19 protein-coding genes and 1 tRNA gene are annotated in these 23,621 nt (G+C 46.1%); 5 read left to right on the forward strand and 15 right to left on the reverse strand.

Translation table 11 applies throughout. The features are described from left to right. Positions 1–85 precede the first annotated feature (85 nt). Positions 86–3,004 (forward strand): cation-transporting P-type ATPase, encoded by a 2,919-nt coding sequence (locus GO003_RS00895; protein WP_231088759.1) that lies wholly within the window; start codon positions 86–88, stop codon positions 3,002–3,004. 195 nt (positions 3,005–3,199) lie between these two features. Here the strand turns inward: GO003_RS00895 and GO003_RS00900 are convergent, their stop codons facing one another. The 6 genes from GO003_RS00900 to GO003_RS00925 all read right to left on the reverse strand — a co-directional run bounded on the left by GO003_RS00900 (position 3,200) and on the right by GO003_RS00925 (position 9,215). Next, positions 3,200–4,957 (reverse strand): FAD-dependent oxidoreductase, encoded by a 1,758-nt coding sequence (locus tag GO003_RS00900; RefSeq protein WP_159656014.1) that lies wholly within the window; start codon positions 4,955–4,957, stop codon positions 3,200–3,202. A gap of 215 nt (positions 4,958–5,172) precedes the next feature. Beyond that, positions 5,173–5,817: a c-type cytochrome gene (locus GO003_RS00905; RefSeq protein ID WP_159656012.1), complete on the reverse strand. Its 645-nt coding sequence runs from the start codon at positions 5,815–5,817 to the stop codon at positions 5,173–5,175. A gap of 2 nt (positions 5,818–5,819) precedes the next feature. Further along, on the reverse strand, positions 5,820–7,445 hold the full coding sequence (locus GO003_RS00910) for a b(o/a)3-type cytochrome-c oxidase subunit 1 (RefSeq protein ID WP_159656010.1): 1,626 nt from the start codon (positions 7,443–7,445) through the stop codon (positions 5,820–5,822). Next, positions 7,442–7,969: a cupredoxin domain-containing protein gene (locus GO003_RS00915; RefSeq protein WP_159656008.1), complete on the reverse strand. Its 528-nt coding sequence runs from the start codon at positions 7,967–7,969 to the stop codon at positions 7,442–7,444. The genes GO003_RS00910 and GO003_RS00915 overlap by 4 nt, the downstream gene beginning before the upstream one ends. Positions 7,970–7,978: 9 nt before the next feature. Beyond that, positions 7,979–8,131 carry a hypothetical protein gene (locus tag GO003_RS00920; protein WP_164505717.1) on the reverse strand — a complete coding sequence of 51 codons (153 nt, stop codon included), beginning with the start codon at positions 8,129–8,131 and terminating at the stop codon, positions 7,979–7,981. 592 nt (positions 8,132–8,723) lie between these two features. Continuing rightward, positions 8,724–9,215 (reverse strand): NUDIX hydrolase, encoded by a 492-nt coding sequence (locus GO003_RS00925; RefSeq protein ID WP_159656006.1) that lies wholly within the window; start codon positions 9,213–9,215, stop codon positions 8,724–8,726. A 148-nt stretch (positions 9,216–9,363) separates the two neighbouring features. Here GO003_RS00925 and GO003_RS00930 point away from each other — a divergent pair, with 148 nt between their 5' ends. After that, positions 9,364–9,930, forward strand: a complete 567-nt coding sequence (locus GO003_RS00930) for a c-type cytochrome (RefSeq protein ID WP_231088760.1) — start codon at positions 9,364–9,366, stop codon at positions 9,928–9,930. A gap of 16 nt (positions 9,931–9,946) precedes the next feature. Continuing rightward, positions 9,947–10,342: a hypothetical protein gene (locus tag GO003_RS00935; RefSeq protein WP_159656004.1), complete on the forward strand. Its 396-nt coding sequence runs from the start codon at positions 9,947–9,949 to the stop codon at positions 10,340–10,342. 152 nt (positions 10,343–10,494) lie between these two features. Here the strand turns inward: GO003_RS00935 and GO003_RS00940 are convergent, their stop codons facing one another. The 7 genes from GO003_RS00940 to GO003_RS00970 all read right to left on the reverse strand — a co-directional run bounded on the left by GO003_RS00940 (position 10,495) and on the right by GO003_RS00970 (position 19,599). Further along, positions 10,495–10,995, reverse strand: coding sequence for an alpha/beta hydrolase (locus GO003_RS00940; RefSeq protein WP_159656002.1), 501 nt, complete (start codon positions 10,993–10,995; stop codon positions 10,495–10,497). A gap of 131 nt (positions 10,996–11,126) precedes the next feature. After that, entirely contained in the window at positions 11,127–12,113 is a 987-nt protein-coding gene (locus GO003_RS00945) for a sterol desaturase family protein (RefSeq protein WP_159656000.1), read from the reverse strand. Positions 12,114–12,752: 639 nt separating this feature from the next. Beyond that, the gene (locus GO003_RS00950) at positions 12,753–13,343 is read right to left on the reverse strand and encodes a YcbK family protein (RefSeq protein WP_159655998.1); all 591 of its coding nucleotides are present in this window, start codon (positions 13,341–13,343) and stop codon (positions 12,753–12,755) included. 309 nt (positions 13,344–13,652) lie between these two features. Continuing rightward, positions 13,653–16,715: an efflux RND transporter permease subunit gene (locus tag GO003_RS00955; protein WP_159655996.1), complete on the reverse strand. Its 3,063-nt coding sequence runs from the start codon at positions 16,713–16,715 to the stop codon at positions 13,653–13,655. Next, entirely contained in the window at positions 16,712–17,806 is a 1,095-nt protein-coding gene (locus GO003_RS00960; protein ID WP_159655994.1) for an efflux RND transporter periplasmic adaptor subunit, read from the reverse strand. The genes GO003_RS00955 and GO003_RS00960 overlap by 4 nt, the downstream gene beginning before the upstream one ends. A gap of 406 nt (positions 17,807–18,212) precedes the next feature. Further along, positions 18,213–18,497 carry a hypothetical protein gene (locus tag GO003_RS00965; RefSeq protein WP_159655992.1) on the reverse strand — a complete coding sequence of 95 codons (285 nt, stop codon included), beginning with the start codon at positions 18,495–18,497 and terminating at the stop codon, positions 18,213–18,215. Between the two features lie 190 nt (positions 18,498–18,687). Then, positions 18,688–19,599, reverse strand: a complete 912-nt coding sequence (locus tag GO003_RS00970) for a LysR family transcriptional regulator (RefSeq protein ID WP_159655990.1) — start codon at positions 19,597–19,599, stop codon at positions 18,688–18,690. Positions 19,600–19,862: 263 nt separating this feature from the next. Here GO003_RS00970 and GO003_RS00975 point away from each other — a divergent pair, with 263 nt between their 5' ends. Beyond that, entirely contained in the window at positions 19,863–20,351 is a 489-nt protein-coding gene (locus GO003_RS00975; protein ID WP_159655988.1) for an NUDIX hydrolase, read from the forward strand. Positions 20,352–20,407: 56 nt separating this feature from the next. Here the strand turns inward: GO003_RS00975 and GO003_RS00980 are convergent. Both GO003_RS00980 and GO003_RS00985 read right to left on the reverse strand, forming a co-directional pair. Continuing rightward, positions 20,408–20,484, reverse strand: a tRNA-Asp gene (locus GO003_RS00980). Between the two features lie 171 nt (positions 20,485–20,655). Next, positions 20,656–21,045, reverse strand: coding sequence for a hypothetical protein (locus tag GO003_RS00985; protein WP_159655986.1), 390 nt, complete (start codon positions 21,043–21,045; stop codon positions 20,656–20,658). Between the two features lie 345 nt (positions 21,046–21,390). Here GO003_RS00985 and GO003_RS00990 point away from each other — a divergent pair, with 345 nt between their 5' ends. Continuing rightward, complete coding sequence (locus GO003_RS00990; protein ID WP_231088761.1) at positions 21,391–23,610, forward strand: TonB-dependent receptor family protein; 2,220 nt, start codon at positions 21,391–21,393, stop codon at positions 23,608–23,610. Positions 23,611–23,621: the final 11 nt, after the last annotated feature.

Below are 23,621 nucleotides of genomic sequence, written 5' to 3' on the forward strand. Positions count from 1 at the left end.
TGGCACTCAAAGCCAATGAGCCGCACTTAAGTCTCCAAGCATCATTTTGCATTGAAATAATACCAAGAATACTAAGGAAATTATCATGAACGATCAATTGAACTGGAAAATGATTTTGCATTCGGCTGACGCATTGATTTCAGACAACTTAATAGCATTAATTGCCGGTTTATTGATCATAGGTCTTTTTTTCTTAAGCGGACTGGCCTGGCTATTCATCAAAAACAGACACAAGCAGGAATCTGAGCTAAAAAAAGAATCTTTGCCTGAACCTTTGGCCTGGCATGCAATGCCAGCTGAAGTTGTGTTGGCCGAGTTAAAAACCAACCCGGATCAAGGAATCAGTGACGAGGAAGCTCAAAAGCGTTTAACCCGATACGGGCCAAATCGTTTACCCGAACAAAAACCGCGCAGCGCATTAATTCGTTTTATCAGCCAGTTCCATAACCTGCTGATTTATGTGTTGTTAGCTACCGCCGCCATAACCGCAATGCTGGACCACTGGGCTGACACTTTTGTTATCCTTGGTGTCGTACTCGTGAACTCGATTATCGGTTATGTACAAGAGGGAAAAGCCGAAGACGCCTTGCAAGCCATCAAGAAAATGCTTTCCTCTCATGCGCTGGTCTTGCGAAATGACAAAAAAACAACCATTCCGGCAGCCAACTTGGTGCCTGGCGATATTGTGATGTTGCAATCGGGCGATAAGGTACCGGCCGATCTACGCTTAATCACAGTTAAAAACTTACAGATACAAGAGGCTGTTCTAACCGGCGAATCAGTCCCTATCGAAAAACGGCATCAAGAAGTTGTTAAAGATGCCGTACTTGGCGACCGGTTTAATCTGGCCTACTCGGGCACGCTTGTGACGTTTGGCCAGGCAAAAGGTGTCGTTGTCGGCACGGGTGTTCAAACCGAAATCGGTCACATCAGCCAAATGGTTTCCCAGGTCCAGACTTTAACCACACCTTTGCTGTTGCAAATGGCTGTCTTTGCGCGATGGGTAACAGCGGCCGTCATTGTTCTATCCGGACTGGTATTCGCCTTCGGCATAATCGTGCGCGGCGGCGATACTGTCGATATGTTCATGACGGTCGTTGGACTTGCGGTCGCGGCCATACCCGAAGGGCTGCCCGCTATTCTGACAGTGACACTGGCCATAGGCGTGCAAAGTCTGGCACGGCGTAATGCAATTATCCGGCGTCTGCCGGCAGTTGAAACGCTAGGCGCCGTTAGCATCATCTGTTCCGACAAAACCGGTACGTTAACCCGCAACGAAATGACTGTCAGTTCCATAGTCACACAAGGTCGGACTATTGATATCACAGGCACAGGCTATGAACCGGCAGGCGATTTTCAATACGCGGGACAATCCATTGCTCCGGAGACCGACTCAACCCTGCTGGCAACCTTGCAAACGGCATTATATTGCAACGATTCGACATTTGAACTTGCTGACGGCACCTGCAAAATTCACGGTGACCCTATGGAAGCAGCGTTGCTGGTTGCCGCATTGAAAGCCGGCCTGTATTCTGATGAAGTACTGAAAGAATGGCCTCGCAGGGATCTGATTCCCTTCGAATCGGAACACAAGTTTATGGCTACATTGAATCACAATCATAAAGGCGAGGCCATGATTCATGTCAAAGGCGCCCCTGAACGTCTGCTGGCTATGTGTCCACTAGAGCGAACCGCGACTGGCGACCAGCCTATCAATCTGGATGCCTGGCATGAAGCTATTGAAAGCCTGGCCAAACAAGGTCAGCGCGTACTGGGAGTGGCGTATAAATCAGCAAAACCTCATCAAACTGAACTTAGTTTTAATGACCTAGACGATGGGTTGATCTTTTTGGGACTGTTCGGATTGATAGATCCGCCCCGCAGCGAAGCGATTGCTGCTGTCAATGAATGTCATAATGCCGGCATTCGTGTGAAAATGATTACCGGCGACCATGAAGTCACCGCCTGCAGCATTGCCGCTCAGTTAAATCTGAACAACAGCAAAGAAGCCATTACCGGCAAAATGCTGGACACCATGGATGATGAGGCGTTACTGAATCGCGTTCAGGAGATTGATGTCTTCGCCCGAGTCAGTCCGGAACACAAACTGCGTCTGGTAACCTTGTTGCAAAGCGGCGGCGCCATTGTCGCGATGACTGGCGATGGCGTCAATGACGCACCGGCGCTACGCCGCGCGGATGTAGGTATCGCGATGGGTCATAAAGGTACAGAAGCAGCCAAGGAAGCCTCTGAAATGGTGATTACGGACGACAATTTTGCGACCATTGTTCATGCCGTTAAAGAGGGCCGAACAGTCTACGAAAACCTGAAAAAAGCGGTTGTGTTTTTGTTACCAGTCAACGGCGGCGAATCCATCAGCATTATTATTGCCATCTTGTTTGGTTTCACCCTTCCCATTACGCCGCTGCAAATTCTTTGGGTCAACATGGTCAGTTCGGTAGCCTTGGCAATGGCATTGGCCTTTGATCCCCCGGCGCCCGACATCATGCAACGCCCGCCTCGCCCGGCAAATGAACCGATTCTTTCCGGGTTTCTAGTGTGGCGAATTTGTTTGGTATCGAGTTTATTTGCTCTGGGTATATTCGGTATTTTCGAGTGGAGCCAACAGCAGGGATCGAGTTTGGAGGAGGCACGAACTTATGCGGTCAATACCCTGGTTATGATGGAAGTGTTTTATTTGCTCAGTGTTCGTTATCTGCGGGCTTCCGCTCTAAACTTTCAACGCATGTTTAATTCTCATGCCGTCATTTATGCGGTTGGCACTGTCATAACGCTGCAGCTCATTTTCACTTATGCGCCCTTTATGGAACAATTTTTCGATACTCGCCCGGTAGATTTTGTGCATGGTTTTGAAATCTTAGCGATAGGTTTAATCGTGTTCGGACTGCTGGAACTTGAAAAAGGGGTGCGTCGTAAATTCTTTCATCCGGTAACGCCAAACGATAAACCGGCTAGACCAGGAAGGACCGGCACTATACGTTAATTTAAGTTCCACGGCCGCCCGAAAGGACGTTGCGGCCGCGCCAATCCATCTAAAAATAGGAGGTGTAGCGGCTTTATTGAAAAGGTTTCTGTAGCAGGAATGTTGCAGAGATCTACAGGAATGGTTTCATATATTCTTTAAAATCAAGCACCTACACCCAATAAAATGGGAGGTGGGGGTGAGCAGGTAAATGAGTTACAAAAAATGTTTAGACGGATCAACCTCTTCAAATGTCGCATAGGTCTGCATGCCGCCTGACAAATTTTTTACGTCAAAACCGTGTTGCTGCAAAATGCGCGTAGCGTTATAGGCTCGCTGCCCGACGCCGCAGACCACCCAAACCTCTCTTTCCCGGGATAATTCATCAAGCCGCTGCCTTAATGCATCCAGTGGAATATTCACAGCACCTGGAATATGCTTCTGAGCAAATTCGGCCTCGGTACGCACATCAACAACTTGAGCTTGTTCATAAGGGTCTTGCAAAATCAAGGAAAGCCATTGACCGGCTTCATCCTGATCATCACTGACGTGCGTGTTGCTATCGAACAATTCTTCCCATTTTGCCAAAGGATGATTGCCGCGCAACTGATTGGCAGCAATCATGCCCGCCAGATTGACCGGGTCTTTGGTTGCTCCGAATTGCGGCGCATAACACAGTTCGGCCTCTTCCAGATCATACACGGTACCGCCCATCTGAATGAATGACGATATGACATCAATCCGTCTGGCAACACCGGATTCACCCAGCGCTTGCGCACCCAGAATCATGCCGTTGCGTGTGTCGTACAACAGTTTGATGTGAATAGGCTTGGCACCGGGATAATAGCCGACATGGTTGCCGGGATGCAGATACACTTTTTCAAAATGGGTCATGCCGGCGGCTTTCAGCATTTTCTCGTTAACACCTGTTGTGGCAACAGTAACGCCAAACAGTCCGCACACCGAAGTCCCCTGAACACCCCGGTAAGTCATTGGCGGTGTTTTCCCCGACAGCTTGGCCACAATATTCGCAGCTGCAATACGCCCTTGGCGGTTGGCAGGCCCTGCCAAAGGAAACAGCTGCCATTGGCCGGTCAGCACATTCTTGACTTCTATCACATCGCCTACTGCCCAGATGAAGGGGTCGGATGTCTCCATGAACTCATTGACTCGAATCCCGCCCTGATCACCCAGACTCAATTCCGCCTGCACGGCAAGCGCCGTCTGCGGCTTGACGCCAATGGAAATCATCACAGCATCGGTGGTTATTGACGCACCCTCTGTCAATGCCACAACCAGACGATCCTCGGTATCCTTCTGAAACTTGATCACCTGCGCATTTAAACGCAGATCAATGCCGTGCTTAATTAAATAGGTGGTCATGAACCGGGCCATTTCTAGATCCAGCGTAGGCATGATTTGACCTGATGATTGCAGGACAGTCACTTTGACGCCGCGTTTGACCAAATTCTCGGCAAGCTCCAGTCCCAGATAACCGGCGCCCATAACTACGGCATGTTTCATATCCGGCAGTTCAGCTCTTATTTTGCGGCTGTCCGGTATGGTTCTTAACGCATGAATGCCGGATAAATCGATCCCTTCTATTGAAGGCCACACGGCGCTGGAACCTGTTGACAATACCAACGCATCATAGGGCTCGATTCGATCGACGCCCGTTTTAAGGTCGCGCACGGTCAAGGCTTTTGAATCTCTGTCAACAGTTAAAACTTCGGTATCCGAACAAACCTGAATATTAAACCGGTTCTTAAACAGCTCAGGCGTTGCCACCAACAGTTTTTCTTCTTCAACGATCACATCGCCGATAAAGTAAGGCAAGCCACAATTGGCAAATGAAACATAAGAACCTTTTTCAAACATGATGATCTCGTATTCTTCGCACAAGCGCCGAATACGGGTAGCACAACTGGCGCCGCCAGCAACTCCTCCCACGATCAAAATACGTTTACCGGTCATGATCAGCGTTCCTCGCATTTGGATAGCGGCAGACAGGCATCAACCTGTCAGCCGAAAAGTGAATGGCAGGGTAAAATTTTACTTACCCTGCGTTGGGGAGCAACAAAACCAAGATGATTCAGCGTTTAGGTTGCGTTTGGCGATAGCCAACCCAACTTTTCAAGGCCAGAACGTTATTCGTTGGGTTGTCAAAAGCATCAACCTACGCTGAATAATTACTCCATTTGTTGATAATACTGCGCCAGCTCTCTGATTTCAGATTCACTGAGCTGCTGGACTATCAACCGCATCCGGCTGTAGATATCATTATGGCGCTCGCCTTTTTTATAAGCCAGCAAGGTATTCGCCGTATAGTCTGCTTGTTGACCGGCCAGCGCGGGAATATCCATCTTTTCGCCTTGGCCATTACCACCGTGGCAGGTAAAACAGGGTGGAATAATCCGCTTGCCGTCGCCCGCCTCAACCAATTTGAGCGCTTTGGCCAATTCATTATCAGCTTTCTTTGCCGCAGGTCGCGGTAGAGAACTGAACCAGCCGGCTAAATCGGCGGCGTCTTGCTCGCTCAGGCCGCCAGCAATGGATGTCATCAAGGTATTGACTCGGTGACCTTTGGCATAATCCATTAATTGCTTGTAAGTGTAATTGGCAACTTGCCCTGCCAGTGACGGATACTCGGACATTGCGCTAACCCCGTTTTCGCCATGGCATCCGGCACAAGATTCGGCCAGCTTTTTTCCTTTGACCAGATCAGCCTCTTTGACCCGATTAAGCGTTTCCGGCGTCCAGGCAACCTCGGTCGAAGGACCTGCACTAGCGAGCACAGGGGCGAGTAAAGAAATAAACAGAATAATATATTTCATGATCAATAACCCCAACCGCTAGAACCAAAGGTATCCATAAAGAAAAATTGTAAAATCGGCACACCGAAACTGATAAACATCAGGACGGCAATCACCTTGTTCCAAAGTTTAAAGTCATTGAGATATTCGGGTAACGATTCGACCGCATGAATCGGTTCAGCATATTCGACTTGCTGCACAAACTCGGCAGACGCAGAACTCAATTGAGTTTTGGCCACATTGTAGATAAACAGGCAGGCTGAACCCAACAACACAAAACCGCCGAAAATCATGACAAATTCGTAAGGATCCCAGGATAAAGTCAGCAGACTGTTATAGGCCACACTCGAAATTCGACGAGGCTGACCCAACAAGCCCAGTACATGCCAGGGTGTTGTCATAATCGCCATACCGATAAACCAGGTCCATAGCTGTATCAGCGCCAGCGAATCCGAAAACAACGGTTTGCGGGTCAAAATCGGCCAGAAATAATAAGCGATAGCGAAATACATGATGATGGTGGTTCCACCAAAAATCAGATGAAAATGTCCGGGAACCCATGCCGTATTATGTACCATCGCGTTCATCGCATAGCTGGCATTAACCAAACCGCCAAATCCGCCGAATATCAGCATCAGCAACGCCAATATCACAGAAAGCGTCATGGGGTTTGTCCAGGGCAAAGTACCTATCCAGCCGAACAAGCCTTTTCCACCTCGCAAGCGACCTGCAATTTCCAGTGATGCAATAACGGTAAATCCGGTAATCAGCGTCGGAAAACTGACCACAAAGGTACCGAAGGCATGCAGCAACTTCCATCCGCTGGCTTGCTCAGGATCCATGTATAAATGGTGAAAGCCGATGGGTAATCCGAATACCACCAGAATAATAAAAGCAACGCGCGCCATTTCATCACTGAACAAAAACCCGCCGGCTTGTTTGGGCACGAACACATAAAAGGCGGTGTAACTGGGAATCAACCAGAAGTAAACAATTGGGTGCAAGGTCCAGGCGAAGAGCGTTCTGGCCAGACCCGGATCAATGGTATCCATCCAGCCCAAAGCCAATGGTATCAACTGAAACAAGACTTCCAATGCCACTCCGGCGCTGGTCCACAACCACAATAAAGCATTGGCAGTCGTGGCAAACATTGCCAACGGCACCGGCTGATTGGGATTCGCATTTTTCCACTGGTAGAACATCACCACCATGATGGCGCACCAAAACCACGAACCCACGACCAGCAATGTCGCTCCGATATAGAAAGAGACATGGGCCAGTAACGGAGGATAGAACGTGTAAAGAACCGAGGCTTTGCCTATCAATAACGGAATCGCGGCCAGCACTGTGCCGCCCAAGGCAATTGAGAAACCAGTCCAAGCCAAAGGTTTATTCCAGATCGGCATTTTCAGACTGGTTGATGCAACATAATACCCAAACCCCATAATAAAAAAGGTGGTCAGAACAAATGCCATCAACACGCCGTGAGTACTCACCGAGGCAAAGTACACGGAAGGAGAAGTCAGTGCTTCAATAAATCCGCTGCGCTCGAGGACCTGATAAACCCCCATAAAACACGCCAGTATGAAAGCAATAAAAGCAACCCACAGGTGGCTCAGGATAAATTTATTTTCTACCGCATTATTCATTTCGCATCTCCGGTAACAGGCGCGTTGGTCGAAGCCGTCCAGTTTTCCTTGGCAACGACAGAAATATTGCTCCACATGTGATCATGACCCAGCCCGCAATATTCATTGCACAAAACAGGGTACTCCCCCGGTTTTGGAAAAGAGGTTGTAACCTGAGCCACATAGCCTGGCACAATCATCGTACTCATATTCGTCATAGGAATATGGACGCCATGCAGGACATCGGTACTGACCCATCTAAATGTCACTTTGGTTTCCGAAGGCACCGAAATGTGCTTGGGATAAAATGAATAACGGCCTGCGACCATTCTTACTGTGATATCGCCTTGGGCGTCAACCTTGACGCCCAGATTATCTTCGGCAAACTCCTCGCTTAAATGCAGGCGCGCCGAATCAATCGTTTCAACATGACTGGGCGCATTGATTCCGTGGATCAATGCATCAACCATAATGATGCTGACAAAAAGACCCGCCATACCCAGTGCCGTATAAGCCCATTTCCTCTCTAAAGGATCAATATGCATCACCGCCCCCTATTGAATGCCGCCGCGCGGTAAAAAAACGCCATAATACAAAAACAGCCAGGCAACAACCATCGTAGCCCCCACTGTCAATAACAGCACCCAGGTGCCTATCGGTGCGCTTTCGAGAATTCGTTTGCGCTCTTCTTCACTCAGCTGATTCATGGCCTTCCCCTTGAATGATTAAAAAATTATGATGAACTTATGGATTCGATGTTTTGCGTTGATCTGACAAATCACTATCAAATCGGCAATGGCATGACTTTTAGCGAGGGACTTAAATATTGTCACGCACTTCAAATATCATTCTTCAGTTCCCCCTAAACCCAGGCTTTAAAACTATTATTCCGGCATTGGCCAATTTCTGAAGCCATTTAGACCGTCAACAAGCGAGTGAATAGAGGCAGCGTATTTTGAAGTGCGAAAAGTATACACACATTTTTTATTGTAATTATGGGATGCATCCTAATGTACAGGACCTAAATTTGTAAAGTCAGACAGTAAAGCCGCACCTTGATTTGAGCTATTTTCTTTGTAACTACTCAGCGCAACTCCAAAACAAAAGTGATGCATCCTGTAGGTTGCGGTTGGCGATAGCCAACCCAACATTTCAAGGCCATGGCGTTAATTGTTGGGTTGCGAAAAGCATGCAACCCAACCTACGCGAAATAATTTCTTTTGTTGTAATTACCCCAAAAAAATGAGAAGGGGTTAGCAGATATCTTTTCTTTTTGATGATCTGAATTAAAAAACCGCCTTACGCCGGCAGGATGAAGTCCGAACCTACGCTTGAAGCATCACAAAACCCCGGATATTCTCCTCGGCAAAAAGCATCATAGGTTCTGACCATGATTTCCTTAAGTCCTGGCACCAACTCAAAATCATCCAATTGCTGCATACTGACCCAGCGGGCTTCTGAAACGTCGGTCTGGGCAACAGGCGTAGCAGAACAAACCGACTCAAGTTCAGCCAAAAAATCAACGATGATATAGTGAAACCGATCAATCTTCCTTTCCACCACGGCGACTATCGACACTACCCGAATATCCATGCCGGTTTCTTCCTTAACTTCGCGACGGCACGCTTCGACCAACGTTTCTCCGGCCTCCAGTTTGCCTCCTGGAATGGACCAAAGCCCCAAAGCCGGTGGCTGATTGCGCTTGATCAGCAACACGTTATGCTGGGCGTTAAATACGATACCGCTAACGCCAATAGCAGGAATTGGAGGGTTATTAACAAGGATGGTCATGACACTGAATTGATGAATAATAATTTACTGACATAAAGGTTAATCTGGGTTTATAGTGAAGTCCGGCTCTCAAATTATCGCTATTGCTAAAAAGAAGCCTGTAAACACAATGTCCACCTTCCCTCTTATTTAAAAACGGGAGACTGTCATGCTAAACCAAAAATCTTTATGGCTTTTATACACGTCAATCATTGGTTTGCTTGCCATGCCCTGCTCCGCGGCGGAAACTTCAGCCGGAGAAAAACTGGCCACCAATTGCTCAGGTTGCCACGGCGCTCAGGGCACTAGCGGCTCTGCCGATTTTCCTAATCTGGCAGGACAACAAACGGCCTACCTGATTGCACAGCTTAAAGCCTTTAAAGAAGGTCGCAGGAAAAATTCAATCATGAACGCTCAGGCCGCTAGTCTGAGTCAATCCGAGATGGAACAGCTCGCAGCCTTTTTCAACAGCCAGCAACCCCAAAGCGCAGGTGGTGAACCGGCCCTGTTAAAACAAGGTTCGGCGCTGGTTAGCCAATGTATGGGCTGCCATGGCGCAGCTTTAAAAGGCAACCATCATATCCCTCGCTTAGCCGGCCAGCAGCCTGATTACCTGATCAAACAATTAACCGCTTTCAAGAAAGGCGACCGGAAAGGCGGACCTATGTCGGCCGTAGCCGCACAATTTTCTGAAGCCGAGATACAGGCAATAGCCGCCTATCTGGGCTCATTATAGAGTTAAGAGAGAATACATGATAAAAAAATTATTGTTAGTGTCCACTGGATTGGCTGGACTGTTATTTTCAATTCAGGGACTGACAGAACAAACAAAGCAAGCTCCGGAAATCCGGAAGTCGATGAATGCGAAACAAGCCATCTTCGAGGAAAAACATAAACGCTATCTTGATAAAGAAGCCCAAAAAGAGGAGCTCCAAAAAAAGGTATGGACTAAAGAGATGGAAAGTAAAGTGCCCAAAGACAGCTATGAGGCATTCGAGCAAAAACGAAACCGTCATCAGGTGCTGCAGGAGCAGTTAACTAAAGACGACGAAATAGAAAACAAGATTGAGAGCAATGCCAATGCGATCAAAAAGGCACTTGAGGAACGTGAAATGGCAACCTCCCCCAAACAGCCTCAACCCCTCTAACCCCTGCGCCATTAATTCCAAGGTCCTTTACCTAATCCGTCAACCGGCAAGGGATTGCCATTAAAGGCAGGCTAGCGGGGGCATTTTTTAAAGTTAATACTTTGCCATACCCAATAATCAGCGTGAACTGAAAGACTTAAAATCAAACCCTCTCAACTCAATCCGGCAAGAAAGCGGTCAAATTCAGCAGTCAATTCCGGCAGCACGCTCATCAATCGATGATCGGCGTCATAAAGATTCAAGCGAAGACGATAGGCCTGGCAAAATCGCCAGACATGCTCAGGCGGAACAATGTCGTCCTGCCACCCATGAAAAACGGCGATCGCCTCAGCTACAGGAGCAAACCCGGTTATTTGGTAACCGGGCAGATAAAAAGCAGGTGCCAGCAAGAACAACCCCTTGGGTTTGATAACAGGCGAAGCCACCGTCGATATATAGCCGCCCATACTGGATCCCACCAGCACCACGCTGTTATATTCCTGCCAATCAGTCGCCAATAGATGCTTAACCCGCTCATCCGGATCCGGCTGTGCCCGATAATCAGGACTTTCAACCACATACCCATGGCGCTTGGCCACGTCTGCAAAAGCCCGGGTTTTCTCGCCCCAGGGCATACTGTCTTTACCGTGACTATAAATAACTTTCTTTTTCATCAGCGCTTATTCATCCTTTATGCAGGGCAATACGAGCAAACATCCGCAATCTTATTGCTTCATCCTCTTAAAGTAAAGAACAGCCGGCTTCTCTCGATAAAGCCAAACCCGGCTGTAATAAAGGCATCATTCTATTCGCTCTGCAGACTAATGAATTGCATTCTGATCTCACGTTCCGCCTCCACCCAATCTTTAAATGTATCTCCAGTTGAAAACCCCCGCTTCAAGGCTTTGTAATAAGCCGCCTCGGCTACCATGGTCTGGATATTTTCACTGCTCATTATAGGCAACTGGCCTTTTGCATTTTTTGCCGTATTGATGAAGCCAAATTTAAGCTGAGCCCAAAACCCTGGTGATGAATTATCTTTTAAGCCGATTTCTAATGGCACAGCTTCTGCGGCAGTCCCCAACATCCTATCCCAAACTGAAAAAACCGCGCCAAAATTGCGATCATGCTCGGCTCTTTCCTTGGAATGATGAAGTCGATGTAAAAACGGCACAATAAATAGCCGACCCATCGACCGCTCAAAGGGAAAGGCAATATTGGCGTGATGAAACATTACAAATAATGTCGTCACAGCTTCGATCAACAAAACCGTTGTCTTATCGACGCCTAACAACAAGACTGATCCGCATTTCAAAAGATTGGTCAGTAAGAGCTCCAGGGTATGCACCCGAAATGCAGTCGAAGTATTGAGATGAGCATCACTGTGATGGACCTTATGAAACAGCCACAGCCCTTCAAAATGGTGGCAGGCTCGGTGCCAGAGATAAAACAGCAGATCGAACCATAAGAACGCAAAAACCCCTTTAAGCAGAGGACTATCAATAATCGAAAGCAAACCACTGCCATCGGCTAAATCCGCTGAAAAAAGCAATAGCCCGGCCGAGAAAATCGATAGCACCACACTGTTAAATAAAAATAATGAGGCATTTGTCCGGCAGGATTGACACCACTCCTTGAAAGTCCACTTTTTATAAGGCGAATGCGCTTCCAGGGACAACAGTATCGAAAAAAACATCAACAATGCCGCCGATGCTAACCGGCCGGTACTGATATCACTCCAATCCAGTAATGCGCCCAAAACATCAGAGGATAAATTAACAGGGTTTAACATAGCATTTCTCCCATTATTCAAACCATCAAACCGTTGTCTTCAGGGTGCTCAGCCTGGATAAAAATCATGAAACAAATAACATATCCAAGGCTGGGAAAAAACAACTGGTATTTGTCGATATATAGCAACATAAGCTAATATTGTGCCAAAATCGTAATTTTCAATATATCTCCCTGATAAAACTGTACATTTTATTTATTAAAATAATATGACAGCTTTTGAATCACACGATTTTGTTGTTTTTTGCACTCATATGGTTCACTTTGATTTCTTGAATCCGCCAAATTTAGGCTAGACCGTAAAAACGCATGAATTAGCTGGAGGGAATTTAAGAGAGCCTTCGCTATGAAGCCGGTCAGGCCTGAAAAGACTTACCACAATCCGCTTTCTATAAAACGGGCAAGGAAAATACACTAATAAAAAAGCGGTAGATATTAAAAAAATGTACCGTTTCTTTAATACGAAGCGTAACTGCTCTCCCAATACGAATAAAGGGTGTAGGTAATTGATTAAAAAGGCTTCTGCAACAGGAATGTTGCAGAAGCCACAAGGACTTATTCATGCGAGATTTGAAATCAAGCACATACACCCAATAAAATAGTTGGGGTGAGAAGATGCGATGAATGAATTATTGAAAAATCACCAGGTTCTAAAATCTCCGGTATCAATATGCACGAAATCAGAATGGCCATAGTAGCCTACCCCGCCTTGGCGCATAGCCAAAGCGGCATTCCGAATTCTTCTTGTATCCACACCCGGCAACCGAATGTCTACAGCTTTTCCCTGCATGTGCAAGCTGTGCTTTGCAACACCGTGAGTATGTTTTCTCAAGATGGCATTCGTAGATGGAGACCGGTAAGCCGACAAGATATTGAAAGGTTTATTGACCCCTAACATCATCCGAAGATCATACAATTGGTCAAGTAAAGCAGGATCAATAGGATGCACATCGCCTGAACGATAGTCGCGAAGCAAATAATTGATCTCCCGCAATGCCTCGCTGATATAACGGCCTTGCTCGAAATAAGTCAATTTTAACTTGTCGCCGGTGTGCATGTTTTGAAAAGCCAACGTTTTATAAACCGGAAAACGTCTTACCGATGCGTTGGCAATGACAGGTGTTCCTATCGTCAGCAGTGTGCCATAAGCCATGTTTTTCAAGAACCGCCGCCTTGACGCAACCACACTATCCTCGTCGTGACCATGGTTTTCTAAAATATGCTTTGTCATAGTTGATACTTCTGTTTGTTAATCAATTTAATACAGACTCATTCTTAACAGTCTGTCTTAAATTTAGCTTAAATAAAAAATATTGTGATCTTGTTTTCATTTTTTCAAAATAAAACGCAGAACTTTCCTGACATGTTTGAAAAAAAAGATCAACTCTTTGGTCTTGCCGTTTGCCGCCTAGCGTATAAATTTTGCTTATAATGCTGCAAATTGCAGCCTGGATAATTTTAAAGCTCCAGCCTTTATAAAGTATTAATTTCCGGCACACAGTGCCTTCCTGATAGGCAAAATGGCCGGGCAAAATCAGATTTAGACTATGGGTAACGTTTTTTTAACCTCCAGACTACGATCTCGCGCAATCAATAAATAAAATGCGGGCACGACAAACAAAGTAAACAAGGTGCCAACCCCCAATCCACTGGCGATAACCAAACCGATATCAAATCGGCTGGCTGCTCCGGGGCCTGATGCCATTAACAGGGGTACCATCGCCACTATCATTGAAACCGTCGTCATCAATACTGGTCGCAGCCTGATTTTTGAAGACTCTTCAATCGCATCGCGCTTGGACATGCCTTCCGTAAGCTGCAGCTGATTTGCAAACTCAACAATCAATATGCCGTTTTTTGCTATCAAACCGACCAAGGTAATCAATCCAACCTGGGTATAGATATTGATTGTGGCAAAACCCAGCATAATAAAAGCCAATGCACTGGCTATCGATAACGGCACCGAGATCAAAATAATCAGCGGATCGCGCCAGCTTTCAAATTGAGCCGCCAGCATCAGATAAATAACTAATAAAGACATGAAGAAAGTTACAATCAAGGCGCTGCCTTGTTGCGCGTATTGCCTTGAACTTCCTGTGTAATCATGACTGAAACCACGAGGAAAAACGGTTTCAGCCTCCTGTTCAAGATAGGCCATCGCATCGCCTAACGACACACCCGGCGCCATCATGCCGTTTAATGTCAAACTATTCAGCTGCTGAAACTGGGTCCGTTTACTCGGTTCAACCGAATGCTCGATACGCACCAGAGAGGATAGAGGCACCTGCCCTCCTGACGCCGTTCTCAGGTAATAATTATCGAATTTACTGGTATCCAGTCGGGCCAAATCATCAACCTGAGGAATTACTTTGTAGCTTCGGCCTTGCAGACTGAACCGGTTGACATACTGCCCGCCTAACAGGGTCGCCAGATTTTTACCGATTTCCTGCATCGTAAGACCCAAATCCGCCGCTCTGTCTCTATCTATTACCAAGGTTGCTTTGGGCCGGTTAAATTCGACGTCCTTCATCAAAAAAGAAAAACGTCCACTCTGCATCGCGTTGCTAACAATCTGATCCGCAACCTTATCCAGTGTTTGATAATCGGAATCAGTGATCATGACGAATTGCAAAGGCAAACCACCGCCGGAACCGGGCAAACTGGGCCTTGGAATGATAGCTGTTTGAAATCCGGCTATGTTGTTTACTTTGGTCTGCAGGTCCGGCTGAATCGCCATTTGAGAGCGTTCACGATCAAAAGCTGAAGGCATTTTAAAGCCGCCGAATACCACATTGTTATCGCCACCAAAACCCAGCAACAAAAAACTCTCTTTGTATTCAGGAAATGTTTCAAAAACGTTGATCAGCTCCCGGGTATAGGTTTCGTTGTAGTCCAAAGTGGCTGTTTGCGGACCTGTCGCCATAAAAAACAGAATGCTCTGATCTTCTGTCGGTGCCAATTCCTTTTGCGAAAAATTAAACATGAAATAAATACTGATCATGACCAACACAGCAAATGCTGCAATCGATGACGGATAGTCTAACAAGGGCCGCAAAGTGCGCTGGTATCCCTCGGACAAGCGGGTAAACGCGTGTTCCACAAAAATTTCAAAGCGGCCTGCCTGGCCTTTCTCTTTCAGTACTTTGGAACTGAGCATCGGCGCTAAGGTAAGTGCCACGATACTGGAAATAATAACGGCTCCGACCAATGAAAAGGCAAACTCTGTGAATAATGTACCGACCAGCCCTCCCATGAATCCGATAGGCAGATAAACGGCGATGATAGCCACCGTGGTTGCTACAACAGGCAACACCAACTCTCGAGTTCCGTATATTGCCGCATCAATCCGGGACTCCCCCATTTCAATATGCCGGTGAATATTTTCCACCACAATAATGGCATCATCGACCACCAAGCCAATTGCCAGCACCATGGCCAGCATGGTCAGCAAGTTAATCGAATAGCCCAATGAGAGCATCAGAATTGCGCCGCCAACCAACGACAACGGCACGGTTATCGATGGCACCAAAGCCGCCCGGACAGATCCCAGCGTCAAATAGATGATCAACAAAACGATGATGACTGCCTCGAACAATGTCCGAAATACTTCATCAATCGAATCCTGGATGAACTGGCTGGCATCATAAGGCAGCAAGACATTCAGCGATTCCGGCAAATCCTTTTCAATTTCCGTCAACTGAGCCCTGACCGCATTGGCAACCGTCAAGGGATTGGCACCTGGCGCTTGCTCAACGCCCATAAAAATGGCTATTTTCCCTTTATACCAGTTGACCGATTCATAATCTTCGCTGCCCATTTCAGTATCGGCAATATCTCTTAATCTGACCAAAGTTCCGTTGCGGTTGCCTACCACCAGATTATTGAATCCGGCTTCATCGATCACATCGGTCGTCGCACTCAAATCGATTTTGACGAAATTACCTTTGGTTTGTCCGGCTCCTGAAAGGTAATTATTGTCCTCGAGCACATCGGAGACATCCTCTGCCGTTATGCCTAATGCCGCCATGCGTTCAGGCTTAAGCCAGATCCGCATGGCAAAGGTTTTGTTACCTAACAGCTTGGCTTTTCCAACGCCCGGTACCGCCTGAATTTTAGGCTGCACAACCCGGAGCATATAATCGCTGATCTGAGAGGCAGACATCGTATCGCTGTACAAGGCGATATACATCAAAGCAGTGGTATCACCGGTTTGCGAGGTAATGACCGGATCTTCAGATTCTGAAGGCAAAACATTGCGCTGACTGGCGACTTTGGCCTGTATTTCGGATACGGCAGCATTCGGATCATAATTGAGCCGCATATGCGCCTCAATGGTCGAAATCCCCTGGCGGCTGCTCGATGATAGATAATCAATGCCATCGGCCTCTGCTATCGCCTGTTGCAAAGGCGTGGTGATAAAGCCCTGAACCAGATCGCTGCTCGCGCCTGGATAAGAGGTGGTCACCGTCACTACGGTATTTTCAGTCTCGGGGTATTGACGCAATTCTAACGCCGTCAACGACCTTAAGCCGATAACCAGGATCAGCAAGCTGATTACGCTGGACAGTACCGGCCGTTCAATAAACAAATCAGTAAATTTCACGGCTGCCCCTCTCTTTCTCCAGGAGCGGGTTTGTTATCAAGCGTCACAGGCATGTCATTACGCAATTTAACTTGTCCGGCACTGACGACTTTTTCTCCCTGATTTAAGCCTTTAACAATCTGAACTCGGCCGGCTTTGGTTATTCCGGTTTCGACCTGTCTATTCTGAACTGTAAATCCTTGCTCCCCGGACACGACAACAAAGGCGGTACTGCCATAGGGATTGTAGGTGATGGCCGTATCCGGTATCGTCAGCACTTTCAGCGGCTGTTGCGATAATATATTGACCTGAGCGAACATTCCCGGGCGCAAATATCGCATTTTATTACCCAGTACCGCGCGAATTTTAACTGAGCGGGAATCCTGATCCAGGGCAGGACTGACGGCACTGATTTTTCCTGTAAAAACCTGCTCAGGATAGGCCTGAATACTCGCTGTAATCTGTTGATTTATTTTTATGCCGCTCAAATCTCGCTCAGGGACCGTAAAATCAATGTAAATAGGATCCAGTTTTTGCAGCGATACAATGGCAGAACCGGGCGCAAGATACTGGCCTAAATTCACCTGACGAATCCCAATTTCACCGTCAAATGGCGCTCGAATCATTTTTTTGTCGATCAGCGTTTTCTTGGTCTGTACGGCTGCAATCGCCTCTTCCAGCAACGCTTTGTTCTGATCATAGATAGACTTTGCAACAAATTTTTTATCGATTAATTGAGCGCTTCTATCGAACCTCACTTCAGCAAACCTCAATTCAGCCTGCAACCCATCGAGTTCAGCCCGATCTGTAGACGCGTCGAGTTCAAGAAGCAGTTGCCCTTTTTTTACTGTTTGCCCGGATTCGAAATGAATGGCTTTGACAATTCCGGTCACCTCGCTGCTGACATCAATACCAGCCACTGCGACAAATGACCCGACGGCCGTTATGGTCGACGGCCAATCCTCCTGTATAACTTCAGTAACCGCCACAATCGGCGGTGGCGGCGGCTTAAATGCCTCAGCCGATTGACTTATTTGATGGAATTTCAATCCGAATAAGCCACCAAAAATGAATAGCGTAATCAGCAGGATAATTAAAGATCGTTTAAGCATAGTTTGTTTGCGCCGGATATGACGCCTGATTGAATCAAGATGGAAGTAATGAAATTGGCCAAGACTTCAGGCTTATTAAATGCCGATAAATTGTTCAGGCCATTTGTAAAAAGAAATATAAATCATGAATGCAGTTTAACAGACTCTAGCAGATTTCAACTGCTCTCATCAGATTAACAGTCCGATAATGATGATGAATCCCTGTGACACGAAGTTTATAAAAGGGTTCATTCAAGAGGCATCCGGACAAAGCTTTATGATAGCTATTGATGGATAACTAAGCGGCAATCAAATAATCAGTCTGATACAACCATTATTCGATCAAACCCATTATTGAGGGGTATGGGGTAAGTTTAAATGCGGATTCAAAAACGTCATGAACTCATTTTACCTACATTAATTAATGTTAAATGAGACTTCCTTTTCCATTATTTTTATGACCCAGCTCAGACGATAATAAGGATAAGCCTTGCAGACCCTGACTGGATTCAGCCAAATCAACAAGACCGAAATTCAAATCAAAAAGTAAATCCAGATATCCATCATATTCACTGTCACTTTGATTTTGAGTGTCTTCAGGTCCCTTATGCAATTGCGATTCCCTGATAAGCTCATTCCGGATTTCAGCAAAATGCGCTCTGAGTTGAGCGGCAAATTCTTCTTTTTCCAACTTGCTGAGCCAGGTAGACATAGTGGGTTACCTCAGATTAATTTTTGGCTGACCAACTTGAGATTCAGATTGAACCCCATTGGGTTGACTCATTCTTTTCCCGGTTTTTTATAACGGAGATGTGACTTAATTTTAGCTGATTAGTTCTGATCGCCCATCAAATCCAGTGATTTTGATTTAATTTTGAGTTTTATTTGAGATCCTACTTTTACTAAAATTTATGAATACTCTCAAAATTTTGTTTATCAAAAAAATGACTCATAAAATTTACAAAAGTGGTTATTTTGGCCGGAATAAACCGTCTTTGCATGTAGGTCGCGTAAATAGACAGCGCCGGTATCCGGAAATCCTGCAGAATTTCGACCAATCGGCCTTGTTCCAGATAATTAGCCACCGATAATTCCGGTGCCTGAGTAATTCCCATACCCAAAGATGCCGCCTGACAAAGCGCTCTCCCGTTATTGGAGGCAAAATGCCAGGTTGTTCTAAGTTTTTTCTCTTCACCGGCCACATTAAAAACCCAAAAATCTTCATGGGGCGTATCGATATAATGCAGGCACAAGTGCTGATTCAATTCATCGATATCGCGCGGCTCGCCGTATTTGGCAATATAAGCCGGTGATGCATAAGTGCATAACTTGGTTTCGGCAATTTTTCGCGCAACGACCCCCAGATCAACCGAATTGGAAACAACAATTGAAACATCATAAATTCCCTCGCTCAGATTGATATGGCTGTTCTGTAAAGACATCATGATTTTCACGTTCGGATGCTGGTTTTGATAAGCCTCAATGGCCGGCACCACATAAATCCCGCCAAAATCGATGGGCGCAGTCACTTTCAATATGCCTTTGACATTTTTGCCTAATTCAGAAATATCCTCATCCAGTTCCGCCAATTCCTCTAACAAGGGTTTACTGCGGGCGTAGTAACTTTCACCGGCTTCGGTCAGACTGATACGGCGCGTAGTTCTGTTTAACAAAGCAACGCCCAGAGACTCTTCCAACTGCGCAATGTATTTACTCACCATCATCGCCGATACATTGATCTCTCTGGCAACGGCAACAAAAGTACCCAGTTCGACAATCCGGCAAAAAACCCTGATGTTATTTAATTTATCCATGGCAACCCTAATATAAACAATAGGTTTATATTTTATAAACCTAATCGCCTATTTGAAATTTAATTCACACTGATACACTGTTGCTCGGAGATAGTGATAACCGCCTTTATTCAATGATTTATCATTGAGTTTAGGCGGTTGTAATCACAAAAATCGGCTCCTTCCACTTTACTTCCCTGTCTTAGCCCCACATTTCTAGCTTAAGCAAGTCACTAGTGGCTTATAATTTAGCGTCTGATTATAAACAATATCTCTGGATTAGAATGCTAACAGAATGGCTTAATGTGGTCGATGATAATGACCAAATAATGGGAATAGATTCAAGACAACGCATCCATGCTGCGGGATTAAAACATCGGGCCGTTCATATCCTGCTGTTTAATGATGATCATTCCCTTTTTTTACAGAAACGATCACTGTCAAAGGATATCAATCCGGGACTTTGGGATAGTTCAGCTGCAGGACATGTTGATGCAGGCGAAACGTATGAGCAATGTGCTTATCGGGAACTTCAGGAAGAGTTAGGGCTGATTGACTGCCCTCTTGAATTTTTATTTAAAATTCCTGCTGCAGCGGTTACCGGCAAGGAATTTATTCAGGTTTATCAGGGCGTAGCAAACGGCCCGTTTTGTTTAAACACCGATGAAATTGAAACCGGTGCCTGGTTTTCTTATGAAGAAATGTCTACCCGCATAAAAAACGACGACATGATGTTGACGGGTATTATCAAGATGATTTGGAGCAGGATTTAAGCAAAAAGGAGTGAACATTCGAAATGCAGATTTTCCGCATGATTGCAGAAATACTTTGGCGGAGCGGACGGGGCTCGAACCCGCGACCCCCGGCGTGACAGGCCGGTATTCTAACCAACTGAACTACCGCTCCGCAAAAGAGGGCGTATTCTAACTTAATCAGACCTTTCGTCAAGCGTTTTAACAAAAATATCAGTAAGTACAGACTGGCTAAAAACGAAAGATTGCCCGCAGCAAAAGGTCTCGGCCTTTCACTGCGGGTTTTGCTCACTTAGCGAGCTCTATATTTAGAATAGAAGTGCCTTTATTTTTTTATAAAATGATAAATATCGCCGTATTTACCTTTTAACGTCATGCTTTTATCGTCTTTTTCAACCAGAGAAAAAGTATCAAATTTATCAGACCGGCCCAAAAGAGATATTTTTAATTTTCCGTCTTCAACTAAATAGTTGACGGGCGTTTGATCGTAATAGATACCTTCTCTGGGAATATGAGTAATTGTGACTTTATCGCCACTGAATGCCCATGAGTCTTCCCTTGGGATTTTTTCTGTAGAGCTGGCTGTTTTTTTAGTGTATTCAAGCTTCCAGGCTCCTTGAACATCTTGATTGGACTGAAAGGCAACTTCGGCACTGACTATCCCTGTAAAAGCCGACAAAACCAGCAGAATTGCAGCCAAATTAATTTTTTTCATGATTTTCCCCTTGTTGTGAGTACTGAATTGACATTTTACGCTCACATTTGCGCAAATGTATCGCAATATTATTAGTAATCCCTAATATTCACAAATTTATCAAGATATCGATAAGTTAAACCCTAGCAATGTGGCGGTTTATAAGTATTTCAACAGGTCAAAACAAGCTACCTGGTAACGTTCTTTTAACGATATCTGCCCTGCCATAAATTTTTTTTATCGAACATAACACTTATCGAGCTAAGACCGCCGCGCTTACATAAGGGATTTTTTCCTATAGGGATCATGAAAAATGCTCACTAGAATAGTTCGCTTCTTATATAAATGGCTAATGAGCGTATAACCATGTCCTTAAACAAACCCGATAGCAATACGAGTTTATTACACACCGGAAATAACCTTGGCTCGCCTTGTGAACCTGTCTTTGCCCGTAAAAAACAGGCCTTGATTACTGTTGCGGTATTGACTGCCCTGAATATACCGGCAGCCATGGCAGAAAGGTTCGACGATGCGCCACCGGCCCTGCAATTGCCCAGCCTGGAAATTATCGGTGAAGCGCCTACGCAGCTGGAGCACATACCGGGGTCTGCCTTCGTTATCGACAAAACCACACTGGATCGTCAAGGTCCCTTATCCAATAAAGATGCCTTACGCACCGTGCCGGGTATTCATATAGTCGACGAAGACGTGCTGGGACGCCGGATCAATATCGGTATTCGCGGCCTGGATCCTAGACGCTCAACCCGGACCCAGTTATTGGAAGACGGCGCACCCATTCAGTTGGCGCCTTACGGTGACCCCAGTAACCATTACCTGCCGTCCAGTAAACGAGTCGATCATATCGAAGTTTTAAAAGGCTCTGGTCAAATCATGTATGGACCACAAACCGTAGGAGGTGCGATTAACTTTGTCAGTGCGCCTATTCCTGAAGAATTTGCCGGTTCAATTTCGGCTGCAGGCGGTAATAACGGTTATTACGACACCCATCTGAGAATGGGCGGTACCATCGATAATGTCGGCCTTTCCCTGGATTATATTAGGCAGGAGGCTGATGGCAATCGAAGCGGCCAGCACCAGGAAGTTGACGATTTAGCGTTGAAAAGTTTGATCAAATTCAATGACCGGCACCGTCTCATGCTGAAAGGCACATTGACTCATGAAGACGCGGACATGGGTGAAGCAGGCATCACCCGTGCAATGTACCGCAACAACCCGCGCACCAATTTTTTGCGGAACGATACCTTCGAAGTTCGCCGCTATTCGGGTCAAGCCTTATATGAATTCGACGTGTCCGATTCGATGCAATTCAGCACCAACATCTACGGCAACCATATGTTCCGCGAATCGATACGCCAGGCGAATGACTCCTCATCGATGAACAACTGTACTGTTCGAGGTGAAGCGATTTCCGCAGACGTGGCGCCAAGCTGCGGCAATGAACAACGCCCCAGAACCTACAATGTTTTCGGAATAGAGCCCAAACTGGTATTTACGCACAATTTATTCGGTGTGCAAAGTGAAACCACGACGGGAATTCGTGGTCACTTCGAATGGGCCGACCGGGACCGCTATGTAGGCAATGACGGACCCAGAGACACATCACAAGGCACAGGACCCAATAATCATGGTCGAAATCGTCACCAAGATAATTCATTGGATACGCAAGCCATGTCTTTCTTTGCTCAGAACCGCTTTTTCCTGGGCGATTTTACCGTCACGCCCGGCATTCGTGTAGAACACTACGAACAGGAAAATACCAACCACATCAACAAAGCCTCTGAATCCTATTCACGCACTGAAGCCTTACCCGGTATCGGCGCGACCTACAACGGCATAGACAATGTCACTTTATTTGCCGGCATACATAGAGGCTTTGCCCCTGCGCGAATTGACGACGTCTTGGATCCGGAGAGCGGTGTTTTAAGACAAGTGAATCCGGAAATGAGTTTAAATTACGAAGCCGGTGTGCGCACCTCACCAATTCCAGGCATCAGTGCCGAATTGACCTATTTCCGCATTGATTTCGAAGACCAAATCGTCAACCAAATTGAAGTGGACGAGGATTTATGGATCAATGCTGGAGAAAGTGTTCACCAAGGCATGGAAACAGCTTTCCGTCTTGATTCGGACAAACTGTTCGGTACTGAATACAACTATTACCTTACAACTTCATATACCTATACCGATGCGTATTTCGACAGTAATGTGGCGAGTGCAGCGATTGTAAAAGACAGTCGCTTACCCTATACACCTGAACATTTAGTCAATGCCAATATTGGTGTTGAAACACCCTGGGGCCTGGATCTGCGTTTTGGCATACAAGGCGTGAGTGAACAATTCAGCGATATTGAAAACACCGTTGACGAGGATGAAGATGGGCAAAAAGGCATCATTCCCGGTTATACGACTTACAATGTCTCGGCCAATTACCAAGTCATCAAAGATGTGAATATCTTCATGAACGGCTACAACTTGAGCAACAAAAAATACATTGCCAGCCGAATCGACGGTATTCACCCAGGTCAAGGCTTTCAAATGATGGGCGGCGTGAGATGGAGTTTCTAATTTGAATTATT

This window comes from Methylicorpusculum oleiharenae, assembly GCF_009828925.2.
Classification (GTDB): Bacteria; Pseudomonadota; Gammaproteobacteria; order Methylococcales; family Methylomonadaceae; genus Methylicorpusculum; species Methylicorpusculum oleiharenae.

What these genes read in the sequence shown, in the direction of transcription:
- GO003_RS00930 (WP_231088760.1), top strand. Translation starts at nt 9,364, where the DNA reads ATGCTAAACCAAAAATCTTTATGGCTTTTATACACGTCAATCATTGGT.
- GO003_RS00920 (WP_164505717.1), bottom strand. Translation starts at nt 8,131, where the DNA reads ATGAATCAGCTGAGTGAAGAAGAGCGCAAACGAATTCTCGAAAGCGCA.
- GO003_RS00970 (WP_159655990.1), bottom strand. Translation starts at nt 19,599, where the DNA reads ATGGATAAATTAAATAACATCAGGGTTTTTTGCCGGATTGTCGAACTG.
- GO003_RS00905 (WP_159656012.1), bottom strand. Translation starts at nt 5,817, where the DNA reads ATGAAATATATTATTCTGTTTATTTCTTTACTCGCCCCTGTGCTCGCT.
- GO003_RS00960 (WP_159655994.1), bottom strand. Translation starts at nt 17,806, where the DNA reads ATGCTTAAACGATCTTTAATTATCCTGCTGATTACGCTATTCATTTTT.
- GO003_RS00945 (WP_159656000.1), bottom strand. Translation starts at nt 12,113, where the DNA reads ATGTTAAACCCTGTTAATTTATCCTCTGATGTTTTGGGCGCATTACTG.
- GO003_RS00915 (WP_159656008.1), bottom strand. Translation starts at nt 7,969, where the DNA reads ATGCATATTGATCCTTTAGAGAGGAAATGGGCTTATACGGCACTGGGT.
- GO003_RS00910 (WP_159656010.1), bottom strand. Translation starts at nt 7,445, where the DNA reads ATGAATAATGCGGTAGAAAATAAATTTATCCTGAGCCACCTGTGGGTT.
- GO003_RS00895 (WP_231088759.1), top strand. Translation starts at nt 86, where the DNA reads ATGAACGATCAATTGAACTGGAAAATGATTTTGCATTCGGCTGACGCA.
- GO003_RS00990 (WP_231088761.1), top strand. Translation starts at nt 21,391, where the DNA reads ATGTCCTTAAACAAACCCGATAGCAATACGAGTTTATTACACACCGGA.
- GO003_RS00925 (WP_159656006.1), bottom strand. Translation starts at nt 9,215, where the DNA reads ATGACCATCCTTGTTAATAACCCTCCAATTCCTGCTATTGGCGTTAGC.
- GO003_RS00985 (WP_159655986.1), bottom strand. Translation starts at nt 21,045, where the DNA reads ATGAAAAAAATTAATTTGGCTGCAATTCTGCTGGTTTTGTCGGCTTTT.
- GO003_RS00965 (WP_159655992.1), bottom strand. Translation starts at nt 18,497, where the DNA reads ATGTCTACCTGGCTCAGCAAGTTGGAAAAAGAAGAATTTGCCGCTCAA.
- GO003_RS00950 (WP_159655998.1), bottom strand. Translation starts at nt 13,343, where the DNA reads ATGACAAAGCATATTTTAGAAAACCATGGTCACGACGAGGATAGTGTG.
- GO003_RS00975 (WP_159655988.1), top strand. Translation starts at nt 19,863, where the DNA reads ATGCTAACAGAATGGCTTAATGTGGTCGATGATAATGACCAAATAATG.
- GO003_RS00940 (WP_159656002.1), bottom strand. Translation starts at nt 10,995, where the DNA reads ATGAAAAAGAAAGTTATTTATAGTCACGGTAAAGACAGTATGCCCTGG.
- GO003_RS00900 (WP_159656014.1), bottom strand. Translation starts at nt 4,957, where the DNA reads ATGACCGGTAAACGTATTTTGATCGTGGGAGGAGTTGCTGGCGGCGCC.
- GO003_RS00935 (WP_159656004.1), top strand. Translation starts at nt 9,947, where the DNA reads ATGATAAAAAAATTATTGTTAGTGTCCACTGGATTGGCTGGACTGTTA.